This window comes from Mesorhizobium bavaricum (assembly GCF_056781655.1).
Genome location: NZ_CM165566.1, coordinates 6,433,497 through 6,457,732 on the forward strand (window position 1 = coordinate 6,433,497; position 24,236 = coordinate 6,457,732).

Consider the following 24,236-nt stretch of genomic DNA (forward strand, 5'->3'; position numbering starts at 1 on the left):
CAATCTCGGATTTGGCGAAAATCGCGACCGACGTGGACATCGTTGTCAACAACGCCGGCACCCTGGTGCCGGAGCCCCTGTTGACCGGTGGCTTCGACGGTGTCGCCGAGATGTTCGACGTCAACGTCTATGGCCCGCTTCGTGTCGCGAAGGCGTTCGCACCGATCCTGGCGGCCAACGGTGGCGGCGCAATCGTCAACATGCTCTCGGTCCTATCCTGGCTCGAATGCTGCCATGTGGTCGTTGTCGAACTCCCTGCGCGATGAGCTCGCTTCCCAGCGCACGCAGGTACTGGGCGTGCACGCAGCTTTTCTCGAAGAGCCGGCTTAACCTATTGGGCCTCATGCCCCCGCTCACGCCATGATTTCGGCGATCTTGATGGGCAAGGTGAATGCGACCCAGGGCGGCAAGAAGCATCCAGGCCTCCTACTCCGCTGCCATCGCTGTTCGTAGTTCCGGTTGCTTCGTCGAAACCTCATAGATCTCATTTGCAGTCGGGATCTCATCCGCAGTCGGCTTTATCCGAAACCACGCCGTATAGAGCGCGGGAAGGAACAGCAGGATCAAGACCGTGCCAACTGCCGTGCCGCCGATCAGCGTGTAGGCCATCGATCCCCAAAAGACTGAGTGCGTGAGGGGGATGAAGGCCAGCACGGCCGCGAGGGCGGTCAAAATGACGGGCCGCGTGCGTTGCACTGTGGCCTCGATGACAGCGTGGTAGGCGTCTAGGCCGCCCGCGCGGTTCTCCTTGATCTGTTCGGTCAGAATCAGTGTGTTGCGCATGAGGATGCCGGCGAGGCCGATCAACCCCAGGATAGCGTTGAACCCGAAGGGCTGGTTGAAGGCGAGCAATGTCGGCACGGCGCCGACAAGACCAAGTGGCGCCGTCAGCAACACCATTGCCATCATCGAGAAGGAGCGGACCTGGAACATGATGACGATCAGCGTGATGGCGATCATGAGCGGAAAGACCTTGCCCAGGGCCGCGTTGGCCTTGCCGGCTTCCTCGATCGATCCACCCAGCTCGATGCGATAACCGGCTGGAAGGGAGGCGATCAGCGGCTGAAGCGCAGTCATGATCTGCTGGGAGACCTCAGGGGGTTGGGTCGCTTCGTTGATGTCCGAGCGGATCGTGAGGACGGGCATACGGTCGCGGCGCTTCAGGATCGGCTCCTCCATGCGAATTTCGGAATGGCCGATCTGGTCGAGGGGAACCTGCCGACCGTCACGGCTCATCAGGGAGAAATCCGCCAGCCGCGTCGGATCTAGCCGTTCGTTGCCGGCGCTGCGTGCCACGATAGGGACATTGCGGATGTCCTCGCGCACCTCTGTGACGGGGATGCCGGTAAGAAGGAATTGCAGTTGCTGGCTCACTTCAGCCGACGAGAGGCCGAGGAGGTTCAAGCGATCCTGATCCGGGACAAAGCGAAGAACAGGCGTGCGATTGCCCCAGTCGCGGTTGGGCTGCCGCACGTCCGGCACCCCCCGCATGATGTCGAGGGCCCTTTCGGAAATGCTGTAAAGTTGTGTGGTATCGGGACCCATGACCCGGAATTCGACCGGGAACGGCGTGTAGGGTCCGAACACGAGCTGCGTAACGCGGACATACGCCTCGGGCGCAAGCCCCTGCGCTACTGCCTCTCGGAGCCGTTGCTTCAACGCCTCACGCGCCTCGGCGTCGGGGGTCAGCACGACGATCTTGGCGAAAGCAGGATCAGGTAGTTCCGGAGCCATGGCGAAGAAGAAGCGCGGAGCGCCCTGACCGACGTAGCTCGTGACGATCTTGGCCTCGGGCTGGCTGTCCAGCCAATGTTCGAGCTTCTCGACCGCAGCGGTCGTCGTCTCGATGCTGGTCCCCTCCGGCAGACGAACCTCCACCAGCACTTCAGGGCGATCCGAAGTCGGAAAGAACTGTTGCTTCACAGCGCCCATGCCTACACCGGAGAGCAGGAAGGCGATGCCGACCACTGCGCAGGTCACGAACTTGTGGCGCACTGCAAAGGTGATGAGTCGTCTCAGGCGTTGATAGTTCGGCGTGCCGTAGATCGCGTGGTGCCCACCCGGGATCGGTTTGATCGCTGGCAGCATCTTGACGCCCAAATAGGGTGTAAAGACCACCGCGACGATCCAGGAGACGATGAGGGCGAATCCCACGACCCAGAAGATGTTGCCGGCATATTCGCCGGCCGACGAGCGGGCGAACCCCACCGGCAGGAAGCCCGCGATCGTTATAAGCGTACCCGACAGCATGGGCGCCGCAGTGTGGCTCCATGCATAGGCGGCCGCTTTGATGCGATCCATGCCCTCTTCCATCTTCACCACCATCACCTCGATGGCGATGATGGCGTCATCGACGAGGAGACCGAGCGACAGGATAAGGGCTCCCAGCGTGATGCGATCGAAGAACCGGCCGGTCTCCAGCATGATGACAAAGACCACCGCAAGTGTCAGCGGAACTGCCGCGGCCACCACGATGCCGACGCGCCAGCCCATGCTGAGCAGGCTGATCAGCAGCACGACACCGAGCGCCATCGCGAACTTCAACATGAATTCGTCGACCGCCGAAGTGATGTTGACGGCCTGGTCGCTTACCTTGTCGAGCGTCATACCGAGCGGCAGTGCCTGTGCGATCGTGGCAGTCTTGTCTTCCAGCGCCTTGCCGAGCGCGCGACCATCCCAGCCTTCCTGCATAACGGCTGCAAGCATAATGGTGGGCTCGCCCTGACGCCGGATGAGATATGTGGGAGGGTCTTCGTAGCCGCGGCTGACCTCGGCAATGTCGGAGAGCTTCAGCGTCCGCCCCCCAGCGACAATCGGCGTGTCCGCGATCGCCTGAACGCTGTCATAGCCGCCGTCGACCCGAATGAAGAGCCTCGGCCCCAGGGTGTCGATTGAGCCTGCGGGCGTGACAGTGTTCTGCCGCTGCAGGGCAGCGACGATGTCCTGTGCCGACACGCCGAGGGTTGCCAGTTTGGCGTAGGAAAACTCGACGAATATCTGTTCGGGACGTTCACCAAGGATGTTGATCTTCTTGACGCCGGGCACGTGCAAGAGGTCCTGGCGGATCACCTCGGCTTGCCTCGCCAGTTCCCGCATGGGCATGCCTTTGGCCTTCAGCGCATAAAGGGCGAAGCTCACATCCGAATATTCATCGTTCACGAAGGGGCCGTAGACGCCGGGCGGCAGGTTGCGGGCTTCATCCCCCAGCTTCTTGCGGGCCTGGTAAAATTCTTCCTGCACGGCGGATGGCGGTGTGCTGTCCTTCAGCGTGACCGTCATATAGGCGTAGCCCGGCCGCGTGGTGGTCTCGACCCGGTCGTACCAGGTGAGCTCCTGAAGCCGCTTCTCCAACGGCTCGGCGACAAGGTCCTGCATCTCGCGGGCCGTCCCGCCCGGCCATGCCGTCGTGACCGTCAGGGTCTTGATGGTGAAGTTCGGGTCCTCGGCCCGGCCGAGCATGAGGAAGGCGTAGGCGCCGGCGGCCACCAACAAGAGGATGAAGAACAGGGTGACGGCGCGTTCGCGAACGGCGAGCGCGGAAAGATTGAAGCTCATCACTTGCTCCCGCTTTCGGACTCAGTCCTGACGAGAGCGCCTTCCTGCAGGAGGTGAGCGCCGAGCGACACAATGGGAACGTTGGAGTTCAATCCGGAGATCACAGCGGTTTCGCTGGTTACGCGAACAAGCTGGACGGCCTGAAAGTGTACGGTTGAGGTGGCGCTGTCCAACACCCAAACACCGGTCTTGCGGCCGTCATCAAGCACGGCTCCCAGTGGCACCTGGACCTCTGGCTGTTTCACCTGGCTTGCGAGCCGAATGGTTACCGTCGCGCCAAGCGGTGCCGCGGCAGCCTCGCCGTCGAGCACATAGCGCGCCTCATAGGTGCGGGTCTGGGCATCGGCGGAGTCCGACAACTGCCGCAGATGCGCTGAGTAGCGACGCTCATCGCCACCATACACGCTGGCCTCGGCTGCCGAGCCGATCGCCGGCCTGATCGTTTCGGGAAGCGCGACAACTGCTTCGCGCGGGCCTGCCTTGGCGGTCCGGATCACTGGCTGGCCGGCTGCAACGACCTGCCCCGGCTCGCCAAGCGTTTCAACCACCGTCCCATCCGCGTCCGCCAACAGAACTGCGTAGGCCGCCTCGTTCTCGGCGACCCGTGCGTCGGCTTCGGCGGCGGAAAGTTGCGCTTGGGCTGTATCCATCGCAGCCTTCGCCTGCTCGTAGCGCTGCGGCGTAACCCATCCACTGCCAAGCAAGCTGGCGTATCGCCGTTCATCCGGCTGTGTTTGAGCGACTGTTGCACGCGCTGCCGCAACGGCATTGCGTTTCGCCGAAAGCGCAAGGCGCAGATCGGTATCGTCAATCCGCATGAGCGGCTGACCGGCTTTAACCTCCTGACCGACGTCCACCAACCGTTCCACGATCTTGCCTGGAACTCGGAAGCCGAGATTGCTCTGCACCCTCGCCCCGATGATGCCGGTGAAGCCACGTTCTGATCCGGTGACCGGCGCTGCCGACACAAGTCTGACGAAAGGCGCTTCTTGCCTTGGGTCAGTCACCAAAGGAGCATCGTGCGCAGGAGTAGCAAACGTGGCGAATGCCGCCGCCCATGACATCGCCATCAGGGTCGATCCCAATACGATAACGGTTCTCTTTTTCACGCTCGTCGCCTCATCTCAAAATAGATTGCGTTCGACTTCTATATCGGTTATAGATTACGAACGCAATCAAAAAAGGAGAGCGATCATGCGAGTGAGCCGAATTCAAGCCGCAGAAAACCGCGAGGCCGTCATCAATGTGGCAAGCCGCCTTTTCCGCGAGCGCGGCTTTGACGGCATCGGCCTCAAGGATCTGATGAAGGGTGCCGGGCTGACGCAGGGCGCCTTTTACAAGCAATTCGAATCAAAGGACGATCTGGCAGCGCAGGCATCCAGGCGTGCAATGGCGAGCGCCACCAACCGATGGTCGGCTGCGGTCGCGGCGAAACCCGAGGATCCGCTTGGCGCGGTGATCGACTTTTACCTCAGCAAGGGACATCGCGAAGAAAGGATGGACGGCTGCCCGGTCGTTGCGCTTGGCTCGGATGCTGCCAGACAGGGCGCCGAGGTGAAGGCGTCATTCGAGGCCGGGATCAGGGAATACCTCGAGATGCTCAGCGGTTGGGTTGGCGAAGCCGACGGCGAGGAAGCCAGCGCCAAGGCCATGGCCATTCTCTCGACGATGGTCGGCGCGGTGCTCGTCTCGCGGGTCGTCAACGACCCCAACCTCGCGCAGAGCTTTCTGGATGCGGCAACCGATCAGGTTCGCGAAGCAGTCGCCGCTTGAACGGCGTCGGCAGCGCTGTCCGCGCACCCAAGTGATAGGAGAATAGATGCGACGGATTGTTGTTACCGGCATGGGGGCGGTCACGCCCCTTGCTGCCAATGTCGAAGCGTCATGGTCGCGCCTGCTGGCCGGTCGTTCGGGCATCCGCAGGCTTCCTGACGAAATGGTGGAAAGCCTGCCGGCGAAGATCGGCGGAACAGTTCTTTCCCGGGAAGAGGACCCTGAAGCCGGCTTCGATCCTGATGTCATCCTGTCCGCGAAGGATCAGCGCAAGGTAGATCGGTTCATTGTCTTTGCGCTGGCGGCGGCGGAAGAGGCGCTTGCGCAGGCGAAATGGAAGCCAGTCTCGGAAGAGGATCGGCTTCGCACCGCGACAATTATCGCTTCGGGGGTCGGAGGATTCCCGGCCATAACCGAGGCCGTGCGCACAGTTGATCAGCGCGGTGTTCGGCGTCTTTCACCCTTCACGGTGCCCTCCTTCCTGGTGAACCTCGCGGCGGGCCACATCTCGATTCGTTACGGCTTCAAAGGTCCGCTCGGCGCACCGGTGACGGCGTGCGCGGCCGGTATCCAGGCGATCGGCGACGCGGCCCGTCTCATCCGCGCGAACGAGGCTGATATTGCCGTGTGCGGCGGCACGGAAGCATGCATGAACATCGTCAGTCTCGGTGGGTTTGCTGCCGCACGCTCCCTTTCAACCGGCTTCAATTGGGCGCCGGCTCAAGCCTCGCGTCCCTTCGACATGTCGCGGGACGGCTTCGTCATGGGCGAAGGCGCCGGCGTGCTGGTCATCGAGGCGTTGAGCCACGCTCTGGCGCGCGGTGCAACGCCGCTCGCCGAGCTCGTCGGCTACGGCACGACGGCGGATGCCCACCACGTCACCTCCGGGCCTGAGGACGGCGACGGCGCGCGCCGGGCCATGGACATCGCGATTGCGCAAGCAGGGATTTCGGCGCGCGAGGTTCGTCATCTCAATGCGCATGCGACCTCCACGCAAGTCGGCGACCTGGGTGAGATCGAAGCGATCAAGAGCGTATTCGGGCGCGATTTCGCGATAGCCGTCAGCGCAACGAAATCCGCGACCGGACACCTGCTTGGCGCGGCCGGCGGGCTTGGTGCCATCTTCTCGATCCTGGCGATCAGGGACCAGGTGGCACCGCCGACACTCAATTTGAGCGCTCCCGATCCGGCCGCCGACGGCATCGACTTCGTCGCAAACGAGGCCCGGCCATTGGAGATGGAGTATGCAATCTCCAATGGCTTCGGTTTCGGCGGTGTGAACGCCAGCGCCTTGTTCAGGCGCTGGACGGGATGATCAGACCGGCGCGAGCACCGGAGTGACCGGTGATTGAAATTTTACCGCGGACCGCTTGGCAATCCGACGACTGTCCTGCTGCGGCGAGACTTCCGAATTTCTTCACACGAAAGCAATGCCAAAGGCGAGCCAGCATCGCCGTAGGCTCCCCCTCAATTGATAGGAGAACAGATGCAACACGCTGCTGATACGAAAACACAAACCTCCTCTGTTGGAAGGTTGGACGGCGCGCCGGGAAAACGGGCCTTGATCACAGGCGCATCAAGCGGCCTTGGTCTCGAATTCGCTGAACTTCTGGCAGCGCAGAAGGTCAATCTCGTGCTCGCAGCCCGGCGAAAGGAGCCAATGGAAAACCTCGCCGTCGACCTTCGCCGAAAATACGGCGTCGATATTCTTGTGGAGCCAATCGATCTTGCCGCGCCTGGCGCCGCGGCCGGTTTGAAAAAAAGCCTGGATGAGAGGGCATTACAGATCGACATTCTGGTGAACAATGCCGGATACGGGTTGCATGGCGAATTTCTAGAAACGCCACTTGAGCGCACCACCGATATGATTCAGCTCAACATCACGGCGCTCACCGAACTAAGCTATGTTTTCGGGCGGGCCATGGCAGCCCGGGGATCCGGGCAGATCCTTCTCATTGCGAGTCTCTTGGCGCTCCAGCCTGTTCCCACCTTTGCTGCTTACGCAGCGACAAAGTCTTATGTGCTGGCTTTTGGAGAAGCTCTGCACGACGAACTTCGTCCGCAAGGGGTGGTCGTCACCAGTCTTTGCCCAGGACACACCGAAACGGGCTTCGATGCGGCGGCCGGCGCTCCCGTCTCGCCCATGCTGCGCCTTCTGACGATGAAGCCCCGTCCTGTCGCCGAAATCGGCCTCCGAGCGCTGTCACAAGGGAAAGCGTCCGTGGTTGCCGGGTTCATGAACAACATCGTTGCATTTTCAAATCGCCTGACGCCACGTTCAATGCAGCGGGCCACCATGAAAACAATCCTGGGATAGAATTGATGTCGGTCGTCACCTCACACTATGCCGACCAGCGCGCGATCTCCCTTCCGACGGTGTGCGATGGGCGGAGCTACACGAGCACCTGCGGGCGAGTATGCCGGCGCCTCTAAAGTACTACCGGGCGATCCTGCGACCCGGCATGCTTGGGGCGACGCGCCGCATGTCTCAGCCCCTCGACGGCTGCATCCTCCCCGCGCAGGTCGACGACCGACATCGGTTCGCCGCCCGGCACGCGATGGAGGTCGTCCCCGACGTCGGTCACTTCCCACACATCGAGGCCCCGAGGCGATCGCGGAATGGATCGCGGCATGGGCCGAGTAGCAAGGCAATCCGACCTCGTAGAATTCAACGAGCTTTTGTCTCCGTCAGTTCGGGCATCGCAACGCGTCCTTGGCGCCAGCGTGCTGGCTGCATCTCATTGCGCGGGCTTTCGGAAGGCTGGAATGGCCCTGCGTGGACAAGGGGGACTGCTCGCTCCACCCCATGACTGTTTCCAGCCGTGGGGTGGAGCGGTGCATTCGCCTCCGCGGTCAAATGTTGGCGAGCAATTCGTTGACGCGGCTTTCCATGTCGGCAAGCGCGGCGTCGACGTCTTTCTGGCCAGTGATTGCGGCACTCATCTCTTCGCCGACAATGTCCTGGATCGCAAACTGGCGCTGCACCGCTGACGGCAGCGGCCTGCCGAGATCGGCGACGGCGGCGATCGTGTTGCGATGCGGCAGCGCCTTGAAGGCGTCAGAGGTGATGATGGCCTTGTATGCCGGCAGGTGGCCGGTGCGCGACCATTCGAAGTCGTTGTCGGCGAAGAACTTCAGGAACTTGCCGATGGCTGCGGTTTGTTCAGGCGTGCGGTCCTTCTGCGAGACTGCCCAGGTGTGGCCGTCGGCATATTGCGCATGGGCGCCGCCAAACAGCTGCGGATACGGGTAGACCGCATAGCCGCCCTTGTTGAGCGCCGTGCCCTTGGTTTCCGACTGGGCGTTGTTGTCGCCGACAACCCAGGTGCCGTTGAGCTGGACGCCACCGTCACCTGCAAGGAAAGCATTGATCGCGCCGCCGTAGTCGAGGTCCTTGGTGGTGTAGCCCTTGTCGAAGATCGCCTTGTACATCTCCACGACCTTCTTGGCCTCCGGCGTGTTCAATTTCACATGCTTCGGGTCGGCAAAGAAGTCGGAATCCTGCTGGAAGAGATAGGTGTAGAGATTGCGCGTGTAGAGTGCGGTCTCATTGGCCAGGTTCTGGACGAAGTAGGGCTTGCCGGTCTTCTGCTTGAACTGTTCGGCCTGGGCGAGCAGTTCCTCGGGCGACTTCGGAAGCATCGGGGTGCCGTCGGCATTGACGAGGCCGGCTTGTTTGAAGAGATCCATGTTGATGTGATAGAGCATCGTCCAACTGTCGATCGGCAAGCCGTAGATCTTGCCGTCCTTCGTGGCGCCTTCACGCGCTGCATCGGTAAAGGCGTCAGGCGTGACGCCGACGGATTTCAAGAGATCGTCGAGGGGCATCAGCAGGCCCTTGGACTGGTAGTCGGAAAGCGCCGATTCATGGATCGTGACGATGTCGGGAGCATCGCCCGAAGCGAACTGCGCCGTCAGTTGGTCATAGCCCGGCCATTCCACGGTGGAGACGTTGACGTGCACATCGGGATTGTCAGCATTGAACTTGTTGATCAGCGAAGTGATGATGCCGCATTCGCCGACAGCCTTGGTGACATCGGTGTTGGTGCCGAAATCGGCATCGCAGGCACCGAAGAAGCGCTGCACAGTCAGTTCCGTCGCCGCCAGGCTCGGGCTGGCCAGCATCATTGCCCCCGCGGAGACCGCGGCAAATAGCATTCTCTTCATATTCATGTCAGTTCCTCCTACTGAATTTCCGCCACTCCACCCTGGATTGGCGTCATGCTTTCCATCGCCGCGGCGCACTCCCTCGCCGTGAGGCAATCCCGTCATCGCACCGCAGCGCCGGAGACGGCCGTGACGATGTATTTCTGGAAAAACAGGTAGACGATCAGGATCGGCGCGCCGGCGAACACCGCCTGCGCCATCAGGAAACCGATGCCTTCGGACTGGGCAAAATTGGTCTGCGTCGAGGCCATGCCAACGGTCAGCGTGTACATGTCTTTCTTGGTCGCCGAGATCAGCGGCCACAGATAGTCGTTCCACGCGCCGAGGAAGGTGAAGATGCCGAGCGTTGCCTGTGCAGGCACCGTGAGCGGCAGCAGCACCTTCCAGAAAATCCTGAACCGGCTGGCATTGTCCAGCAAGGCGGCTTCGTCCAGCTCCTTCGGGATGGCCTTGAAATATTGGGTCATCAGGAAGACGCCGAACGAAGCCGACAGGCCGGGGAGGACGAGCCCGTGATAGGTGTTGTGGAACTTCAGTATGCTGAAGATCTGGTGGCGGGCGACAAGCACGGCCTGTTCGGGAACCGCCAGGCCGAACAGCACGATGACGAACAGGATGTTTCGGCCGGGGAAGTTCAGCCGTGCAAAACCGTAGCCGGCGAGCGACGACAAAACCAGCGTGCCAAGTGTCAATCCGCCCGAGACGATGATGCTGTTGAGCACCCAGACGAATACCGACGAGGTGCCAATGGTATTGAGGTAGTTCTTGAGCGTATAGGGCGCGTGAAAGACCGAATTGGGATCGGCCATCAGCTCGACATTTTCCTTCAGCGACAGGCCTATCACCCACAGCACCGGCGCGATCATGACGATCGAAAGCAGGATGACGAGAGCCAACAACACGCGGTCGCCAAATGCACGTCCCTTGGTGGAAATGGCTGGCGCTCTCATGCCTGATCCGCCCTGTTGCGCGTGACGAGATACTGGGCCATGGCCGCGATCAGAATGAGGATGAACAGGACCTCCGATGCCGCGGCACCCAAGCCCAGATCCCAGCGCCGGAATGCGGTATCGTAGATGTAGAGCACGATCGGCTTGGTCAGGTTGTTCGGGCCGCCGCGTGTCATCAGCCAAGCTTGGCCGAACAGCTGAAATTGCAGCACGATCTGGACAATGATCACCAGGATGAAGGTGCGCTTGATCGACGGCAGCGTAATCGAGCGCAGCGTCTGCCAGCGATTGGCATTGTCCAGCGCTGCTGCTTCGTAAATATCCTGCGGGATTTGCTGCAGGGCCGAGAGAAAGAGCATCATCGGCAGGCCGATGCACCACCAGATGGTGGCAATGGCGATGCCGATCATCGCAAGGCTGGGATCGGAAATGAAAGCCGGAGCGGTGGCGCCGAACCATCCGTAGATCGTCGACAGCAGACCGACATTCGGAATGAACACGATGCGCCAGATCAGTGTGACGATGGTGACCGACAGCACGGAGGAGGAAAAGAACAGGGTCCGCAGCACTGCTGCAGTACGGGTGCGGCGGTTGAGGCAAAGTGCCAGAAAAAGGCCTATCAGCGCCAGCGTCGGCACCGTGAGGAGCACGAAGTAGAAGGTGTTCCAGACCGATTGCAGGAACACTTTGTCGTGGAACAACCTGACATAGTTGCCGAGCCCGACAAAATTTCCGGACGAGAAGGTGTCGGCCTTGTGGAAGCTCAGCCACATTCCCCAGAGGAGCGGGAAGACGAGCAGCGTCGTGAAGAAGAACAGGAATGGTGCGACGAACATGAAGTTTCGCCATTGTGGCGCATAGATATCGATGCTTGGCGCCCTGGCGCTCGCGGCCGGCGTCGCGGTCTGCGGTATCGTCAGCCGGTCAGCCATATCAGGCCTCCCTCGCGTGCCAGGCGCGGCCGGTCTCGTTGAACAGATGTGATTTCTGGCCGTCGAACGCGAGCCCGACCTTGTGGCCGACCGCGACGCGGCTGTTACCGGCATCGGAGCCGACGATCTGCCGGCCGTCACCCAGCCGTGCGTAGACCAGGGTGCGTTCGCCGAGCCGCTCCAGCACATCGACCACGCCGTCGGCATTGCCCTGTCCGGCGGTAACGATGCGGACATCCTCCGAACGGATGCCGAAGCTGTACTTGCCATCGGCCAACTGGCTGGAGTCGATCCCGGTCTGGACCGATATGCCGTCGGCGAATTTGGCCGCGGCGTTGCCGCCCGATCTGTCGAGCGTCGCCTCGACGAAATTCATCGCCGGGGCGCCGACGAAGCCGGCGACGAACTTGGTCGCGGGGCGTTCGTAGATCTCCATCGGAGAGCCGATCTGCTCGATCCTGCGGTCGTTCATGACGACGATGCGGTCGGCGAGCGTCATCGCCTCGACCTGATCGTGGGTGACGAAGATCATCGTCGATTGCAGGCGTTGGTGAAGCTGGGCAAGTTCGAGACGGGTGCGGGTGCGCAGAGCCGCATCGAGATTGGAGAGCGGCTCGTCGAACAGGAAGGCCTTCGGTTCCTTGACGATCGCACGGCCGATGGCGACACGCTGGCGCTGGCCGCCCGAGAGCTGGCCAGGTTTGCGCTCGAGCAGATGCGGCATTTCGAGGATGCGGGCGGCTTCGTTGATCCGCGCATCGATGACCTCGCGCGACATGCCGATATTCTCAAGCCCGAAGGCCATGTTGTCGCGCACGCTCATATGCGGATAGAGCGCGTAGGACTGGAACACCATGGCAATGCCGCGCTTGCCCGGCGGCAGATGATCGATGCGTTCGTTGTTGATGGCGATCTCGCCGCTGTCGACGGTTTCGAGGCCGGCGATCATGCGCAGCAGCGTCGACTTCCCACAGCCGGACGGTCCAAGGAACACGATGAATTCGCGTGCCTTGATGGAAAGCGACAGGTCCTCCAGCACCGACATGGCACCGAAATGCTTGCTCACATTCCTGATCTCGATATCGGCTGTCACGTCGACGCTCCTCCTCGGCGCATGCACTTTCCGATGATCGCCTGAAGTCAGAGCTTCAGGCGGATCATCTGGTAGGAATAGGCCGGCAGCGACAGGCGGAGCTTGCCGCCAGCCACTGAGGCGCCCTCCCCCTTCCTGGGGCCGACATTGCCGGGGTTCCCGGCCGAATTGACGGCTTTCAGATCCGCATGCGTCATCACCTGGTGATCGACGATATCGGCCTCGCCGAAGCCATTGATGTCGATCACGGTTTCGATTGCCGCGCTCGAATGGCGGTTGACGGCGAAGAAGGTGACATGCCCGGTTTGCGTGTCATGCACGCCGGTGACGTCGACATAGGAAACGTCGCCCGCGACGGTGGACTTGTAGGTCGGGCTTTCCACCTTGAGATCCAGCGCATTGCCGCGGCCGTAGATCGACGCATAGAGATAGGGATAGTAGATCGTCTGGCGCCATGCCGGGCCATTGGGAACGGTCATGATCGGCGCAATGACGTTGACCAGCTGCGCCATGCACGCGATCTTGACCACGTCGGAACGGCGGATGAAGGTGTTGAGGATCAGGCCGACCTGCAGCACGTCCTCGAAATTGTAGATGTCTTCGAGCAGTGGCGGGGCAAAGGGCCAGCCATCATTGCCGCCGAGGATCTTCTTGTCCTGCTCTTTGGAATGGTACCAGACGTTCCATTCGTCGAACGAGATGTAGACCTGCTTGCTGGAGCGCTTCTTGGCCTTGATGTAGTCGATGACGCCTGAGACCGCGACGATGTAATCGTCGAGCTTCTCGCTCATGGCGAGGTAGTTCGGCGCATCATTGGCTTCGTTGTCGAAATACATGTGCAGCGAGATGTAGTCGACCTCGTTGTAGGTGTGGTCGAGAACCGTCGCTTCCCACTCGGGATAGGTCGGCATCCTGGCATTGGAAGAGCCGCAGACCACGAGTTGCAGCGACTTGGAGAAGGCGCGCATCGCTTTGGCGGTCTCGTGGGCCAGGCGGCCGTACTCGTCGGCGGTCTTGTGGCCGATCTGCCAGGGGCCGTCCATTTCGTTGCCGAGACACCAGAGCTTGACGTCGAAGGGCTCCTTGCGGCCGTTGGCGATGCGCTTGTCGCTCCATTTGCTGCCGCCGGGATGATTGGCGTATTCGAGAAAGTTGCGGGCCTCATCGAGGCCACGCGAACCGAGATTGACGGCAAGCATCATCTCGGTGTTGGCGGAGGCGCACCAGTCGGCAAATTCATGCAGACCGACTTCGTTGCTTTCCGATGTGTGCCAGGCGAGGTCGAGGCGCACCGGGCGCTCTTGCTTGGGGCCGATGCCGTCTTCCCAATTGTAGGCGGACACGAAATTGCCGCCGGGATAGCGGACGATCGGAACATTGAGTTCCCTGACCAGATCGATGACGTCCTGACGCATGCCATTGGCATCTGCCGTCGGGTGCCCCGGCTCATAGATGCCGGTGTAAACCGCACGCCCGAGATGCTCGATAAAGGATCCATAGAGCCTAGGATCGATTTTCGAGACAACATAGTGCGGATGCGCCGTGACGGCTGCCTTCATGCATTCCTCCCATATATCACAAATTATGATTTAAATCATCTTGTTCGATATCAAAGGGAAGCAACGGCTATTCGTCAAGTCAAAAACAGCCAAATGTCTGACAATTGAACGGAGGCATTGGCTGTCAATAGAAGCAAGAGGCTGAAATTGCTGCGCTATCTTCGAAACCCGGTTTGATGATATCAACCGGTTTTGATCCTGAGCAGGATGTCCTGATCGTAATTTCCAAATCCCTTGCCGAAAATATTAATTCCACCCGGGCGCTTGGCGTCGTCCTTGACGCCGATGCGGATGCGGATTGAATGATGGCCCTTGAGATCGAGCGCGGCGAGGCTGGTTTCGGAAATCCTGACGCCGTCGACATAGGTGCCGTCGGTGGAAATTCGCCAGTTCTTCAGCTTGCCATATTGCGAGCCCTTGAGCTTCCACCAGGCGGGCGTGAAGACGCCGCGCTTGTCGCCGAAATCGCCGGGCGACGTCCAGGTGCCGACATCTACGCCATTGATCGTCAGCGTGATGTCGGACGGCCAGTCGGCGCTGGTGCCCGGCACTTCCGAGGACAGTTCCATCACCACTTCGAGCTCGGTGATCTCGGCATTGGCGAGCTTCGCATTGTTGGGGAACTGGTATTCGACAAAGCCGCGCGTGAACCACAAAAGCCCGGCTTTCATACGGTCCGGATCGAGGAAAGTGTTCGGCACGTCGAGCAGGCCGATGATGCCGTCCGGAGAACACAGGCCGCAGGGCGCCGTCACCTCGAACCCGGTGTAGAGCCCGATCGGCATCGACACTTCGATGGCATTGTTCTTGACCGCGCGATACTCGCTCTTGAACACCACGAGCACTTCCTCGGCGGTCGGATAGCAGATCTTCTGGCTGCCTTTCTTCGCCTTCTGGTTCTCGGTGCGGATCAGGCCCGCATCCTCGAGCACCTGGATATTGGTCGAGACCGTCGATTGCGGCAGCGACAGCACGGCAGCGATGTCGTTGACATTCATCGGCCCCTTCTCATGCAGCAGTTTCAGCATGGAGATGCGTGCCAAAGAGGCCAGCCCCTTGAGGACGGCGATGCCCTCCTCAGGCTCGATCACTAGAAAATTGCGACTCATTGATTTGCCAGTCTACGCTAAAATCTGTACCCGAAATTATCTTGTATATCGGGATATCTGATTTAATCAATGCGCTGACTGAACCAATGTCACTTTAGTTGATAAGCGGCTGCAGCCATCGAAACGGCGCCATTGCCGCCGCTTCCCCTACTCGCGCCCAAAGGTGCTTCAGCGATTGAGCACAATGTAGATAGGTATATGATTAATCTGTTTCATTGCCGAGGTTCTATGAGCGAGCAAAATCGCTATTCGTGGCGAGAGCGCATGACGATCCTCGGCGATGTCGAGGCGGCATCCTTCCTTCCGTGGATCGAGCGTCACGCCGCCAAGCTCGGGCTCGCGCAGGCAATATGCGTTGCCGGTCCCGACCGCATCGAACTCGACATTGCCGGTCCGGCCGAGCTCATCGACATGATGGAGATGGGGTGCTCTCTTGGACCAATCGATGTCTGGGTCGAAGCCATCCGCCGGGCGCCGATCGAGAGCGAATCGGCCTAGTTTCCGGCCTGCGGCCTCTGCCCGCCAAAGGCACCATGCACCTTTTTTGGGCATTGTTGCCAGTGAGGAAATGTTGTGCAAACGTAACCCGGTCTATTAGCATATCCTTGACCGCGAAGCTGCGCGCGGGAAGATACTGGTGTTGTTTGAAAGTTGATGTATGCCGCCTTATCCGACCGGCTCATGGATGCCTATTGCCCTCTCTGCGGACTTGCCGGCGGGAACCGTAATGCCGGCGCAATCGCCAGCCGGACCAGTTGCCCTTTGGCGAAGCCGCTCCGGCCGTGCGGCGGCCTTTGCCGACAGATGCCCCCATCGCGGCATGCGCCTTTCCCACGGCTTCGTGCGCGGTGAGACCCTGTCCTGCATTTATCACGGCTGGAGCTATGCCCAGGAGGGAAACTGCCTGCGCATCCCGGCCCATCCGGGACTGACGCCGCCGGACACGATTCGTGTCGCGATGCAGCCCGTTGAGGAGGGCGACGGTATCATATGGATTTCCGCTGGCGAACCCGCCGCCGGGCCGCCGCGGTTCGACGGCCTTGCCCCCCTGCGCTCGATGATGGCGGAAACGGACATCGCGGCGCTGGAGGCGGCCGCGGGCACGAAGTCCGCCGCAGGCCTGCTCGACTACACGCACAATGCCCAGACCGTCCAGCTGCTGCTTGCCCCCGAAGGGCAAGCGCGGACGCTGATGCATGTTCTGGTGGACGAAGACAGCAATCCGACCCAGCGTATCGCCGCGTCGAGGGCCGCCGAGGCGCTGCGACGGGCGGCCGAGCATATTTCGCGCAGCGGGATCGCCCAATGACCCGTAACGCGATGATCGACGAATGGTATCCGGTCGGCCTCGCCAGCCAGCTTGATGTGCATGGACGCAAGACGGCCCTGATGGGCGAGCCGATCGTGGTGAGGCGCGGCGAAGACGGAAACGCGAAGGTCACGGGCCGCAACGAACGCGCGCTGCCGGCCTGCATCCGCTATGGTCATGTCTGGTCATCGCTCGGTGATCCGCAAAAGCCGCTGTTTGCGATCCCCGAGGCCGATCAGCCCGGCCGCCGGCTCGTCGACGTCGGGGTGGTTCGCGTGCGCTGCTCGCCATTGCGCGCCGTGGAGAACTTCCTGGACATTGCTCATTTTCCGTTCGTCCATACCGATATATTGGGCTCCGAACCGCACACAGAGGTCCAGAACTACAAGGTCGAGATCCGGGAGGACGAAGACGAGGTTTGGGCGACCCAGGTGAAGTTCTACCAGCCGCAGGCCGCCAAATCGGCGGAAGGCGGCATAACGACGGAATATATGTATCGCGTGCCCGCGCCGACCTGCTCAATCCTCTACAAGACCTGCCCGCCGCGCCCGGGCGAATGGGACGTCATTACGCTTTTCGTGCAGCCGCTTGCCGAAGACCTGTGCGACGTGTGGCCATGGATGGCGCTGTTCGACGACGAGACGCCGATGACAGACCTGATCCATTTCCAGCAGACGATCTTTGTCCAGGACCGGTCGATCCTCGAAAACCAGATACCAGGGCTGCTGCCGCTCGACCCCGGCATGGAGATACCCACGCGAGCCGACCTGACTTCGGTTGCCTACCGGCGCTGGCTGAAGCGCCATGGCTACACCTACGGCGCGCAACTGGTGGCGCAATGAAGCTCTACGATTACGTGCTGTCGCCAAGCTGCTACAAGGTGCGCCTGATGGCTGCGCTGGCAGGAGTGAAGCTCAGCCTCCGGCCCGTCGATTTTCATCCCGGCGCCGAGCATCGCGGTCCGGAACTCATGACACTAAATCCGGCGGGTTCGATCCCGATCCTCGAGGACGGCGACCTCGTCCTGACCGAATCTTCGGCCATGCTTGTCTACCTTGCCGCGACGGCGGCACCGCAATGGTTGGGCAACGATACTGCCATGCATGCGGCGCGCGTCCAGCAGTGGATTTCTTTCTCGCATCGGCTGACCGCAAGCCTGGGGGCGGCGCGCCTGCACGAGATGCTGCTGCGCCCGGGCAACATCGATGCCCTTCAGGGACAGGGAACGGCGGCCCTGCGCGAATTGGAAGCTGGTCTCGTAGAACAGAGTATCCGCGGCCAGCGCTTCCTCGCATTGGACCGGCCGACGGTCGCGGACATCGCCTGTTTTCCCTATGTGGCGCTGGCGCCCGACGGGGGCGTTTCGCTCGATCCCTATCCCGCGATCCGGCTCTGGTCGCGGGCGATCCGCGCCATCGAGGGTTTCATCGAGATGCCCGGCATCCATCGGCTGCACGAGCTCAAGCCCGAGCCCGTCCCTGAAGTAGACGAGGCCTGACGTGGCGGGCTATTTGTTGACGAACTGCGCCGCGGTGATCGTGGACGATGGCAACGGTCCGCGCATCCGCCGCAACGTCGACGTGTTGACCGACGGCGCGGCTGTACGGGCCATCGGCGAGGGCCTGGACAAAGGGGAACTGCCTGTCGGGACCGTCGCCCACGACGCCACCGGTTGGTTCGTCTATCCTGGCCTCGTCAACACCCATCACCACTTCTTTCAGTGTTTCGTGCGCAACCGCGCCGACCTGGACTGGACGAAGCTGTCGGTCATCGAATGGCTCGACCGCATCTATCCCATCTTTTCTCGGCTGAACGAGGAGTGCTTCTATCACGCATCGGTCACGGCCATGGCGGAGTTGATAAAGCACGGCTGCACCACGGCCTTCGACCATCAGTATTGCTTTCCGCGGCATGCCGGCAAAAGGCTCATCGACCGGCAGTTCGAGGCGGCCGAACTGCTTGGCATGCGCTTCCATGCCGGACGTGGCGGCAACACGCTGCCGAAGTCGGAAGGCTCGACCATTCCCGACGCCATGCTGGAAACGACGGACGAGTTCATCGCCGACTGCGCCCGGCTGATCGATACCTATCACGATGACGGTAGGTTCAGCATGCGCCAGGTCGTCGTCGCGCCGTGCCAGCCGGTCAACTGCTATCGCGAGACATTCGTGGAATCGGTGACCCTCGCGCGCGACCGCAAGGTGCGCATGCACACCCATGTCGGCGAAGGCGAAAGCCCGGTGATGCAAGCCCGCCACGGCCTGCGCACGGTGGACTATTGCGCGGAGATAGGTTTCTGCGGGTCGGATGCCTTCTATGCCCATTGCTGGGAGCTGACCCATGACGAACTGCGCAAGTTGGCTGCCACTGGCACCGGCGTCGCGCACTGCCCGGAGCCGGTCTATCTCGTCGGCGCCGAAATCACCGACATACCGGCGATGTCGGCCCTCGGGCTCAGAGTGGGGCTGGGTTGCGACGGTGCAGCCTCGAATGACAATTCCAACCTGATGCACTGCATCCATTCCGCCTACATGCTGCAATGCCTGTCGGCGTCGACACGTGACCACCCGGTTCCGCCGCCTGGCGATTTTCTCGGCTATGCAACGACCGGGGGCGCGGCGCTGCTCGGGCGCAGCGACATCGGCAGGCTGTCGCTTGGCATGGCCGCCGACCTGTTCGCCATCGACACGCGGCGCATGGACTATGTCGGCACGCGGCACGATCCGCTGAGCCTGCTGGCCAAGGTAGGCATCGGCGCGCCGACCGACATGACGATGATCAACGGCCGCATCGTCTGGGCACGGGGAGAGTTCCCGGGGCTCGACGAGGCAAGGCTGTTCGCGCAAGCCGAGGCGGCGCTCGCCACCGTGGAATTCTAGCAACCAAAAACCAAAAGCAAGGGGAACCGACATGCTGACAAATCTTACCCGCAGAACATTGATGAAGGGCGCTGCCGCTACCGGGCTTGTCGCCGCGGTGGGCAGCCGCGTGCTCGCCGCCGACGGACCACTGGGCATCGTGCTGGTGGTCCCCTCGCCGGTTGGCGACGTTGGCTGGGGCCGTGCGCTGGCCGACGGGCTCGATCCGGTCAAGGCGGCCTACGGCGACAAGGTGAAGGTCACCATCCTCGAAAACATTCAGGAAGGTCCCGACGCCGACCGCATCATGAACAAGGCGGTCGCGGACGGTAACAAGGTCCTCATCGCCGGCTCCTTCGGCTATCAGAACGGCGCCCTGCAGATCGCGCGCCGCAATCCCGACGTCACCGTGTTGCATGCTTCCGGTTTCGAGGTGGCGCCGAACTTCTCGCCCTTCGCGGCACAATACTCCCAGGGCACCTATCTGATGGGGATGGCGGCAGCCGCGCTTTCGAAGACCGGCAAGCTCGGCTCCGTTTCCGCCTTCGCCATTCCCGAACTGATCACATCAATCAACGCGTTCACATTGGGTGCGCAAGCCGTGAAGCCCGATGTCGAGGTTTCGATCGTATGGGTGAACTCCTGGTTCGATCCGGCCAAGGAGCAGGAAGCCGCCAAGGCGCTGCTGGCGCAGAAATGCGACGTCATCTTCTCCAACGCGCAGGACACGCCTTCGGTCGTTGCGGCTTGCGAGGAAGCCGGCATCCCCGCCTTCAACCTCAACTCGTCAATGAAGAAATACGCGCCCAAGACCTATCTCGGCTGCGTGGCGACCGATTGGTCGCCCTTCTTCAAAGCCTCGGTCGACGCCCACCTTGCCGGTACCTTCAAGGGCGCCAGCGCCTTCTTGGGTGTCGGCGACAAGGTCGTCGAAGTCGTCGACTGGAACCCGGGCATCCCGGCAGACATCATGACCAAGATCAAGGAAGTCGAAGCTAAGATCGCCGACGGCAGTTTCTCGCCCTTTGCCGGTCCGATCGCGAGGGCCGACGGCAGCGAAGGCGTCCCCGCCGGTAAGACGATGACCGTGGCCGAGATCGTCGCCATGGACTGGCATGTCAAGGGTGTCACCACGCCACTGCCGAAGTGACAATGACCGTCCCGCTGCTGTCGCTGCGCGGCATCTCCAAGAGCTACGGCCAGATCCATGCAAATCGAGGCATCGATCTGGATGTGGCTCCGCGCTCGATCCATGCGATCCTTGGGGAAAACGGAGCGGGCAAGTCGACGCTGATGAAGCTGATCTACGGCGTCGAGCAGCCGGACGCGGGAACAGCGATCTGGAAAGGAGAGTCCCTTGCGCTCGCGTCCCCGGCGGATGCGAGGCGCAAGGGGATCGGCATGGTCTTCCAGCATTTCTCGTTGTTCGAGACGCTGACGGTTGTGGAGAACGTCCGGCTGGTCGTGCCCGGGAGGAAATCGGACCTTGCGCAAGGCATCCGCAAGCTCGGTCGCGACTTCGGCCTGGAGGTCGATCCGTTCGCTCATGTGCACGCGCTCTCGGTTGGAGAGCGGCAGCGGGTGGAAATCATCCGCTGCCTGATGACCGAACCGCAGCTCCTGATCCTCGACGAACCGACCTCCGTCCTGCCACCGCAATCGGTGGAGAAGCTTTTCGAGACATTGCGGCGGCTGCGCGACGGCGGCGTGTCCATTCTTTTCATCTCGCACAAGCTGGAGGAAATCCGCGCGGTATGCGACCGCGCGACCATCCTGCGCGGCGGTCGCATCACAGGAAATGTGGATCCCCGCGGCCACGACGCACACGACCTCGCCCGCATGATGATCGGCCGCGACATGCCGAAGCCCATGCCGGCCATTGCACATTCCGGCGGGGAAAAGCGCCTTGAAATCGTCCGCCTCGACCATCGGCCCGACGATCCCTTCGCCGCCGAGCTTTCCGACGTCAGCCTGACGGTCCGGGCGGGCGAGATTCTCGGAATCGCTGGCATCTCGGGCAACGGGCAGAGCGAGCTCGCCGCGCTAATCTCAGGCGAGACGATGCTGCCGCGCGAGAAGTCCGATCGCATCCACATGATGGGAAAGGATGTTGGCGCGCTCAATGCGGCGGCCCGCCGCCGGCTGGGCTTCGCTTTCGTTCCGGAGGAAAGGCTCGGCCGCGGCGCGGTGCCGGAGATGTCGTCCTCAACAGCCTCCTGACCGCCCATCCGTTCGGCTTGTTGAAACGCGGCCTTGTCGACACTGCCCGTGCCAAAGCCTTCACCGAGGACTGCATCCGGCAAAACGACGTGCGCACGCCCGGTTGCGAAGCGGAGGCCGGCGCGCTTTCGGGAGGCAATCTGCAGAAGTTCATCGTGGGACGCGAGATCATGCTGTCCCCTAAATTGCTGTTTGTCGCACAGCCCACCTGGGGCGTGGACGTCGGCGCCGCATCCGCCGTCCGCCAGCGCCTTGTCGCCCTGCGCAACGAAGGCATGGGCATCCTGGTCATCTCGGAGGAACTGGAGGAACTGTTCGAGCTTTGCGATGCGATCCAGGTGATCCATCAGGGCCGGCTGAGCCAGCCGCTGGTGACCCGCGACACCAGACCCGAGGAGATCGGCCGATACATGATCGGCGCCCATTCAACCGCCGAAAAGGTTCCTGTATGAGCGCCCTGTCCCGGCCGTTCCTTCCCGTTCTGGTGCGCCGGGAACACGCCTCGCTTGCAATCAAGCTGGTCGCCCCGCCAGCCGCGCTCGGCGTGGCGACGCTGCTCAATCTCGGGCTCTACCTCCTGATGGGCCGCGATCCGGTCGCCGTTTTCCAAGCGATGCTTCTGGAGCCCTTCCTGTCTTGGGCCTCGTTCTCGGAAGTCCTGCTCAAGATGGGGCCGCTGCTGCTGATTGCGCAGGGGCTTGCCATCGGCTTTCGCGCAAAGATCTTCAACATCGGCGCCGAGGGCCAGTTCATTCTCGGCGCAATCTTCGCGTCGGCCATTCCCATTTGGCTCCCGCAGGCAACCGGCCAGTGGATTTGGCCTGCGATGCTCGTCCTCGGCGCACTGGGCGGCGCGCTTTGGGCCTCGCTCACGGCGTTCTGGCGCGTGCGGCTCAACGCAAACGAGATTCTCGTATCACTGATGCTGGCGCTCGTTGCCGCGCAACTTCTCAACTATCTGCTTCTGGGCCCCTGGAAGGATCCGGCCGGCTTCAACTTCCCACAGTCGGTGATGTTCCAGTACGACGCGACGGTGCCGATCCTGATCCCCGGCACCCGCGTCAACGTCTCGCTGCTTATCGCCTTCGCGTTCTCCCTCGCGGCCTGGGTCTTCATGCAGAGGAGTTTCGCTGGCTACAAGCTGCAGGTCGGCGGCCTTGCTCCGCGCGCGGCCGCATACGCCGGCTTCAACGAAGGACGCGCGATCTGGCTTTCCCTCCTCATCGGTGGCTTCGCGGCGGGCCTCGCCGGGGCGGCGGAGGTGGCCGGGCCACTCGGCCAATTGCAGCGCTCCATCTCGACCGGTTACGGCTATGCCGCCATCATCGTTGCGTATCTCGGCGGCCTTCACCCGATAGGCATCATTTTTTCCGCGCTGCTCATGGCGGCCCTCTATATTGGCGGCGACAACGCCATGGTCTCGGCAAATCTGCCGGTGGCCGCGGTCCGGGTCTTTCAGGGCAGCCTGTTGCTCGCCTATCTCGTCGCGATTGCCTTCGTCCGATACCGGCTCGAATGGCGCCATGCTGCTCACGGAAGCACTCCATGAATGCCCTCGAGTTCATCGTCGCCGGAATGCTGGCGGCGGCCACGCCGTTCCTTCTGGCCGCGCTGGGCGAAATGGTGGCCGAGCGGGCCGGCGTCCTGAATCTCGGCGTAGAGGGAATGATGGCCATGGGGGCGGTCGTCGCCTTCATCATCGTCTATCACGGCGGCGGTCACCTCCTGGGTTTCCTCGCCGCGGGCCTCGCCAGCGCGGCTCTTTCCCTTGTCTTTGCCGTCATCGCGCTGGGGCTCCGCGCGAACCAGGTCGCAGTGGGACTCGCCATAGGCATACTCGGCCAAGGCCTCTCGGCACTGTTCGGCAAGAGCTATGAGAGCCTCACGGTCAAAGGCCTACCGAAGCTTTCATTGCCCTGGCTTTCAGATATCCCGGTCATCGGCGGCCTGTTCGCCCAGGACGTCATCGTGTGGCTCTCGCTGGCCGCGACCGTCGCCATCTGGGCGGTATTCGTCTACAGCAAGACCGGCCTTGTCGTGCGCGCCGTCGGCGAAAATCCCAAGGCGGCCTATGCGCTCGGCTATCCGGTAATCGCCGTGCGTTTCGCCGCCGTCGCTTTCGGCGGCGCGTTTGCAGGGTTCGCCGGTGCCTACGCGGCCGTGGTCTACACGCCGCTGTGGGCCGATGGCATGATTGCCGGGCGCGGTTGGATCGCGATCGCGCTCGTCGTCTTCGGCACCTGGCTCACCAGCCGTATCTTCCTCGGCGCCTGCCTCTTCGGCGCCGTCTCCCTGGCAAGCCTGGCGGCCCAGGCCACCGGACTGGACGTTTCCTCGCAACTTCTATCGAGCCTGCCTTATCTCGTGACAATCGTCGTGCTGGGCATCATTTCTTCGAACCGACGTCTGCTCAAGCTCAACGGCGTGGCATCGCTGGGAGAGCCTTTCGAACAATAGTGTCGCACGCCGCCCGGGCGGCAATAACCCGACATCTGAGCGCAGGCAGCACCGTCCCTGGGGCATGAAGGGCTGCACGCAATCCTCAAGACCATGCCTCGAGCGGTTGGCAGCTAGGATATGGCAATCGTAAGCGTTGGGCGTTCGCAATCGAGCCAGGTTGTTGAGCGTTGTCAGATCAGCAATGACAACGTCAGCGGCAATCCATGTCGGCTTTCGGGTAATGAGGATTTCGAGTTCAGCGTCCGAAATGA

At 61.9% G+C, this 24,236-nt stretch carries 20 protein-coding genes and 1 pseudogene; 13 read left to right on the forward strand and 8 right to left on the reverse strand.

Annotated features, from left to right (window positions below; translation table 11 throughout):
* Positions 1-11: 11 nt before the first annotated feature.
* Complete coding sequence (locus AC1RZR_RS31205; protein ID WP_481827029.1) at positions 12-266, forward strand: SDR family NAD(P)-dependent oxidoreductase; 255 nt, start codon at positions 12-14, stop codon at positions 264-266.
* Positions 267-426: 160 nt separating this feature from the next.
* On the opposite strand, the gene AC1RZR_RS31210 is transcribed toward AC1RZR_RS31205, so the two are convergent.
* Both AC1RZR_RS31210 and AC1RZR_RS31215 read right to left on the reverse strand, forming a co-directional pair.
* Entirely contained in the window at positions 427-3,555 is a 3,129-nt protein-coding gene (locus AC1RZR_RS31210; protein ID WP_481827030.1) for an efflux RND transporter permease subunit, read from the reverse strand.
* Positions 3,555-4,619, reverse strand: coding sequence for an efflux RND transporter periplasmic adaptor subunit (locus tag AC1RZR_RS31215; RefSeq protein ID WP_481829161.1), 1,065 nt, complete (start codon positions 4,617-4,619; stop codon positions 3,555-3,557). The genes AC1RZR_RS31210 and AC1RZR_RS31215 overlap by 1 nt, the downstream gene beginning before the upstream one ends.
* Before the next feature lie 130 nt (positions 4,620-4,749).
* On the opposite strand from AC1RZR_RS31215, the gene AC1RZR_RS31220 reads away from it, so the two are divergent.
* The 3 genes from AC1RZR_RS31220 to AC1RZR_RS31230 all read left to right on the forward strand — a co-directional run bounded on the left by AC1RZR_RS31220 (position 4,750) and on the right by AC1RZR_RS31230 (position 7,645).
* A complete protein-coding gene (locus AC1RZR_RS31220; RefSeq protein ID WP_481829162.1) occupies positions 4,750-5,328 on the forward strand; it encodes a TetR/AcrR family transcriptional regulator in 579 nt (192 codons plus the stop codon).
* Positions 5,329-5,374: 46 nt separating this feature from the next.
* A complete protein-coding gene (fabF, locus tag AC1RZR_RS31225; RefSeq protein WP_481827031.1) occupies positions 5,375-6,643 on the forward strand; it encodes a beta-ketoacyl-ACP synthase II in 1,269 nt (422 codons plus the stop codon).
* Positions 6,644-6,814: 171 nt separating this feature from the next.
* Complete coding sequence (locus tag AC1RZR_RS31230) at positions 6,815-7,645, forward strand: SDR family NAD(P)-dependent oxidoreductase (protein WP_477271028.1); 831 nt, start codon at positions 6,815-6,817, stop codon at positions 7,643-7,645.
* Between the two features lie 536 nt (positions 7,646-8,181).
* Here the strand turns inward: AC1RZR_RS31230 and AC1RZR_RS31235 are convergent.
* The 6 genes from AC1RZR_RS31235 to AC1RZR_RS31260 all read right to left on the reverse strand — a co-directional run bounded on the left by AC1RZR_RS31235 (position 8,182) and on the right by AC1RZR_RS31260 (position 15,138).
* On the reverse strand, positions 8,182-9,495 hold the full coding sequence (locus AC1RZR_RS31235; protein WP_477272058.1) for an ABC transporter substrate-binding protein: 1,314 nt from the start codon (positions 9,493-9,495) through the stop codon (positions 8,182-8,184).
* 101 nt (positions 9,496-9,596) lie between these two features.
* Positions 9,597-10,445 carry a carbohydrate ABC transporter permease gene (locus AC1RZR_RS31240; protein WP_477271030.1) on the reverse strand — a complete coding sequence of 283 codons (849 nt, stop codon included), beginning with the start codon at positions 10,443-10,445 and terminating at the stop codon, positions 9,597-9,599.
* Positions 10,442-11,377, reverse strand: coding sequence for a carbohydrate ABC transporter permease (locus tag AC1RZR_RS31245; protein WP_477271032.1), 936 nt, complete (start codon positions 11,375-11,377; stop codon positions 10,442-10,444). Before AC1RZR_RS31245 ends, AC1RZR_RS31240 begins: the two co-directional genes overlap by 4 nt.
* A gap of 1 nt (position 11,378) precedes the next feature.
* Positions 11,379-12,470 carry an ABC transporter ATP-binding protein gene (locus AC1RZR_RS31250; RefSeq protein WP_481827032.1) on the reverse strand — a complete coding sequence of 364 codons (1,092 nt, stop codon included), beginning with the start codon at positions 12,468-12,470 and terminating at the stop codon, positions 11,379-11,381.
* 47 nt (positions 12,471-12,517) lie between these two features.
* On the reverse strand, positions 12,518-14,029 hold the full coding sequence (gene arfA, locus AC1RZR_RS31255; protein ID WP_481827033.1) for an arabinosylfuranosidase ArfA: 1,512 nt from the start codon (positions 14,027-14,029) through the stop codon (positions 12,518-12,520).
* Between the two features lie 182 nt (positions 14,030-14,211).
* A complete protein-coding gene (locus tag AC1RZR_RS31260; RefSeq protein ID WP_477271038.1) occupies positions 14,212-15,138 on the reverse strand; it encodes an ArsR/SmtB family transcription factor in 927 nt (308 codons plus the stop codon).
* A gap of 228 nt (positions 15,139-15,366) precedes the next feature.
* Here AC1RZR_RS31260 and AC1RZR_RS31265 point away from each other — a divergent pair, with 228 nt between their 5' ends.
* The 9 genes and pseudogenes from AC1RZR_RS31265 to AC1RZR_RS31305 all read left to right on the forward strand — a co-directional run bounded on the left by AC1RZR_RS31265 (position 15,367) and on the right by AC1RZR_RS31305 (position 23,982).
* Entirely contained in the window at positions 15,367-15,636 is a 270-nt protein-coding gene (locus AC1RZR_RS31265; RefSeq protein ID WP_353019029.1) for an acylphosphatase, read from the forward strand.
* Between the two features lie 160 nt (positions 15,637-15,796).
* Positions 15,797-16,447, forward strand: a complete 651-nt coding sequence (locus AC1RZR_RS31270) for an aromatic ring-hydroxylating oxygenase subunit alpha (protein WP_481827034.1) — start codon at positions 15,797-15,799, stop codon at positions 16,445-16,447.
* Positions 16,444-17,289, forward strand: coding sequence for an aromatic ring-hydroxylating oxygenase subunit alpha (locus AC1RZR_RS31275; protein WP_481827035.1), 846 nt, complete (start codon positions 16,444-16,446; stop codon positions 17,287-17,289). Before AC1RZR_RS31270 ends, AC1RZR_RS31275 begins: the two co-directional genes overlap by 4 nt.
* On the forward strand, positions 17,286-17,945 hold the full coding sequence (locus AC1RZR_RS31280; protein ID WP_481827036.1) for a glutathione S-transferase family protein: 660 nt from the start codon (positions 17,286-17,288) through the stop codon (positions 17,943-17,945). The genes AC1RZR_RS31275 and AC1RZR_RS31280 overlap by 4 nt, the downstream gene beginning before the upstream one ends.
* Position 17,946: 1 nt before the next feature.
* Positions 17,947-19,326: an amidohydrolase gene (locus tag AC1RZR_RS31285; RefSeq protein ID WP_481827037.1), complete on the forward strand. Its 1,380-nt coding sequence runs from the start codon at positions 17,947-17,949 to the stop codon at positions 19,324-19,326.
* 34 nt (positions 19,327-19,360) lie between these two features.
* Positions 19,361-20,455 carry a BMP family ABC transporter substrate-binding protein gene (locus tag AC1RZR_RS31290; protein WP_477272060.1) on the forward strand — a complete coding sequence of 365 codons (1,095 nt, stop codon included), beginning with the start codon at positions 19,361-19,363 and terminating at the stop codon, positions 20,453-20,455.
* Positions 20,456-20,457: 2 nt separating this feature from the next.
* Positions 20,458-21,977: pseudogene (locus AC1RZR_RS31295) on the forward strand (ABC transporter ATP-binding protein).
* Positions 21,974-23,074 (forward strand): ABC transporter permease, encoded by a 1,101-nt coding sequence (locus tag AC1RZR_RS31300; protein WP_353019018.1) that lies wholly within the window; start codon positions 21,974-21,976, stop codon positions 23,072-23,074. Before AC1RZR_RS31295 ends, AC1RZR_RS31300 begins: the two are co-directional and overlap by 4 nt.
* On the forward strand, positions 23,071-23,982 hold the full coding sequence (locus tag AC1RZR_RS31305) for an ABC transporter permease (protein WP_477410935.1): 912 nt from the start codon (positions 23,071-23,073) through the stop codon (positions 23,980-23,982). Before AC1RZR_RS31300 ends, AC1RZR_RS31305 begins: the two co-directional genes overlap by 4 nt.
* Positions 23,983-24,236: the final 254 nt, after the last annotated feature.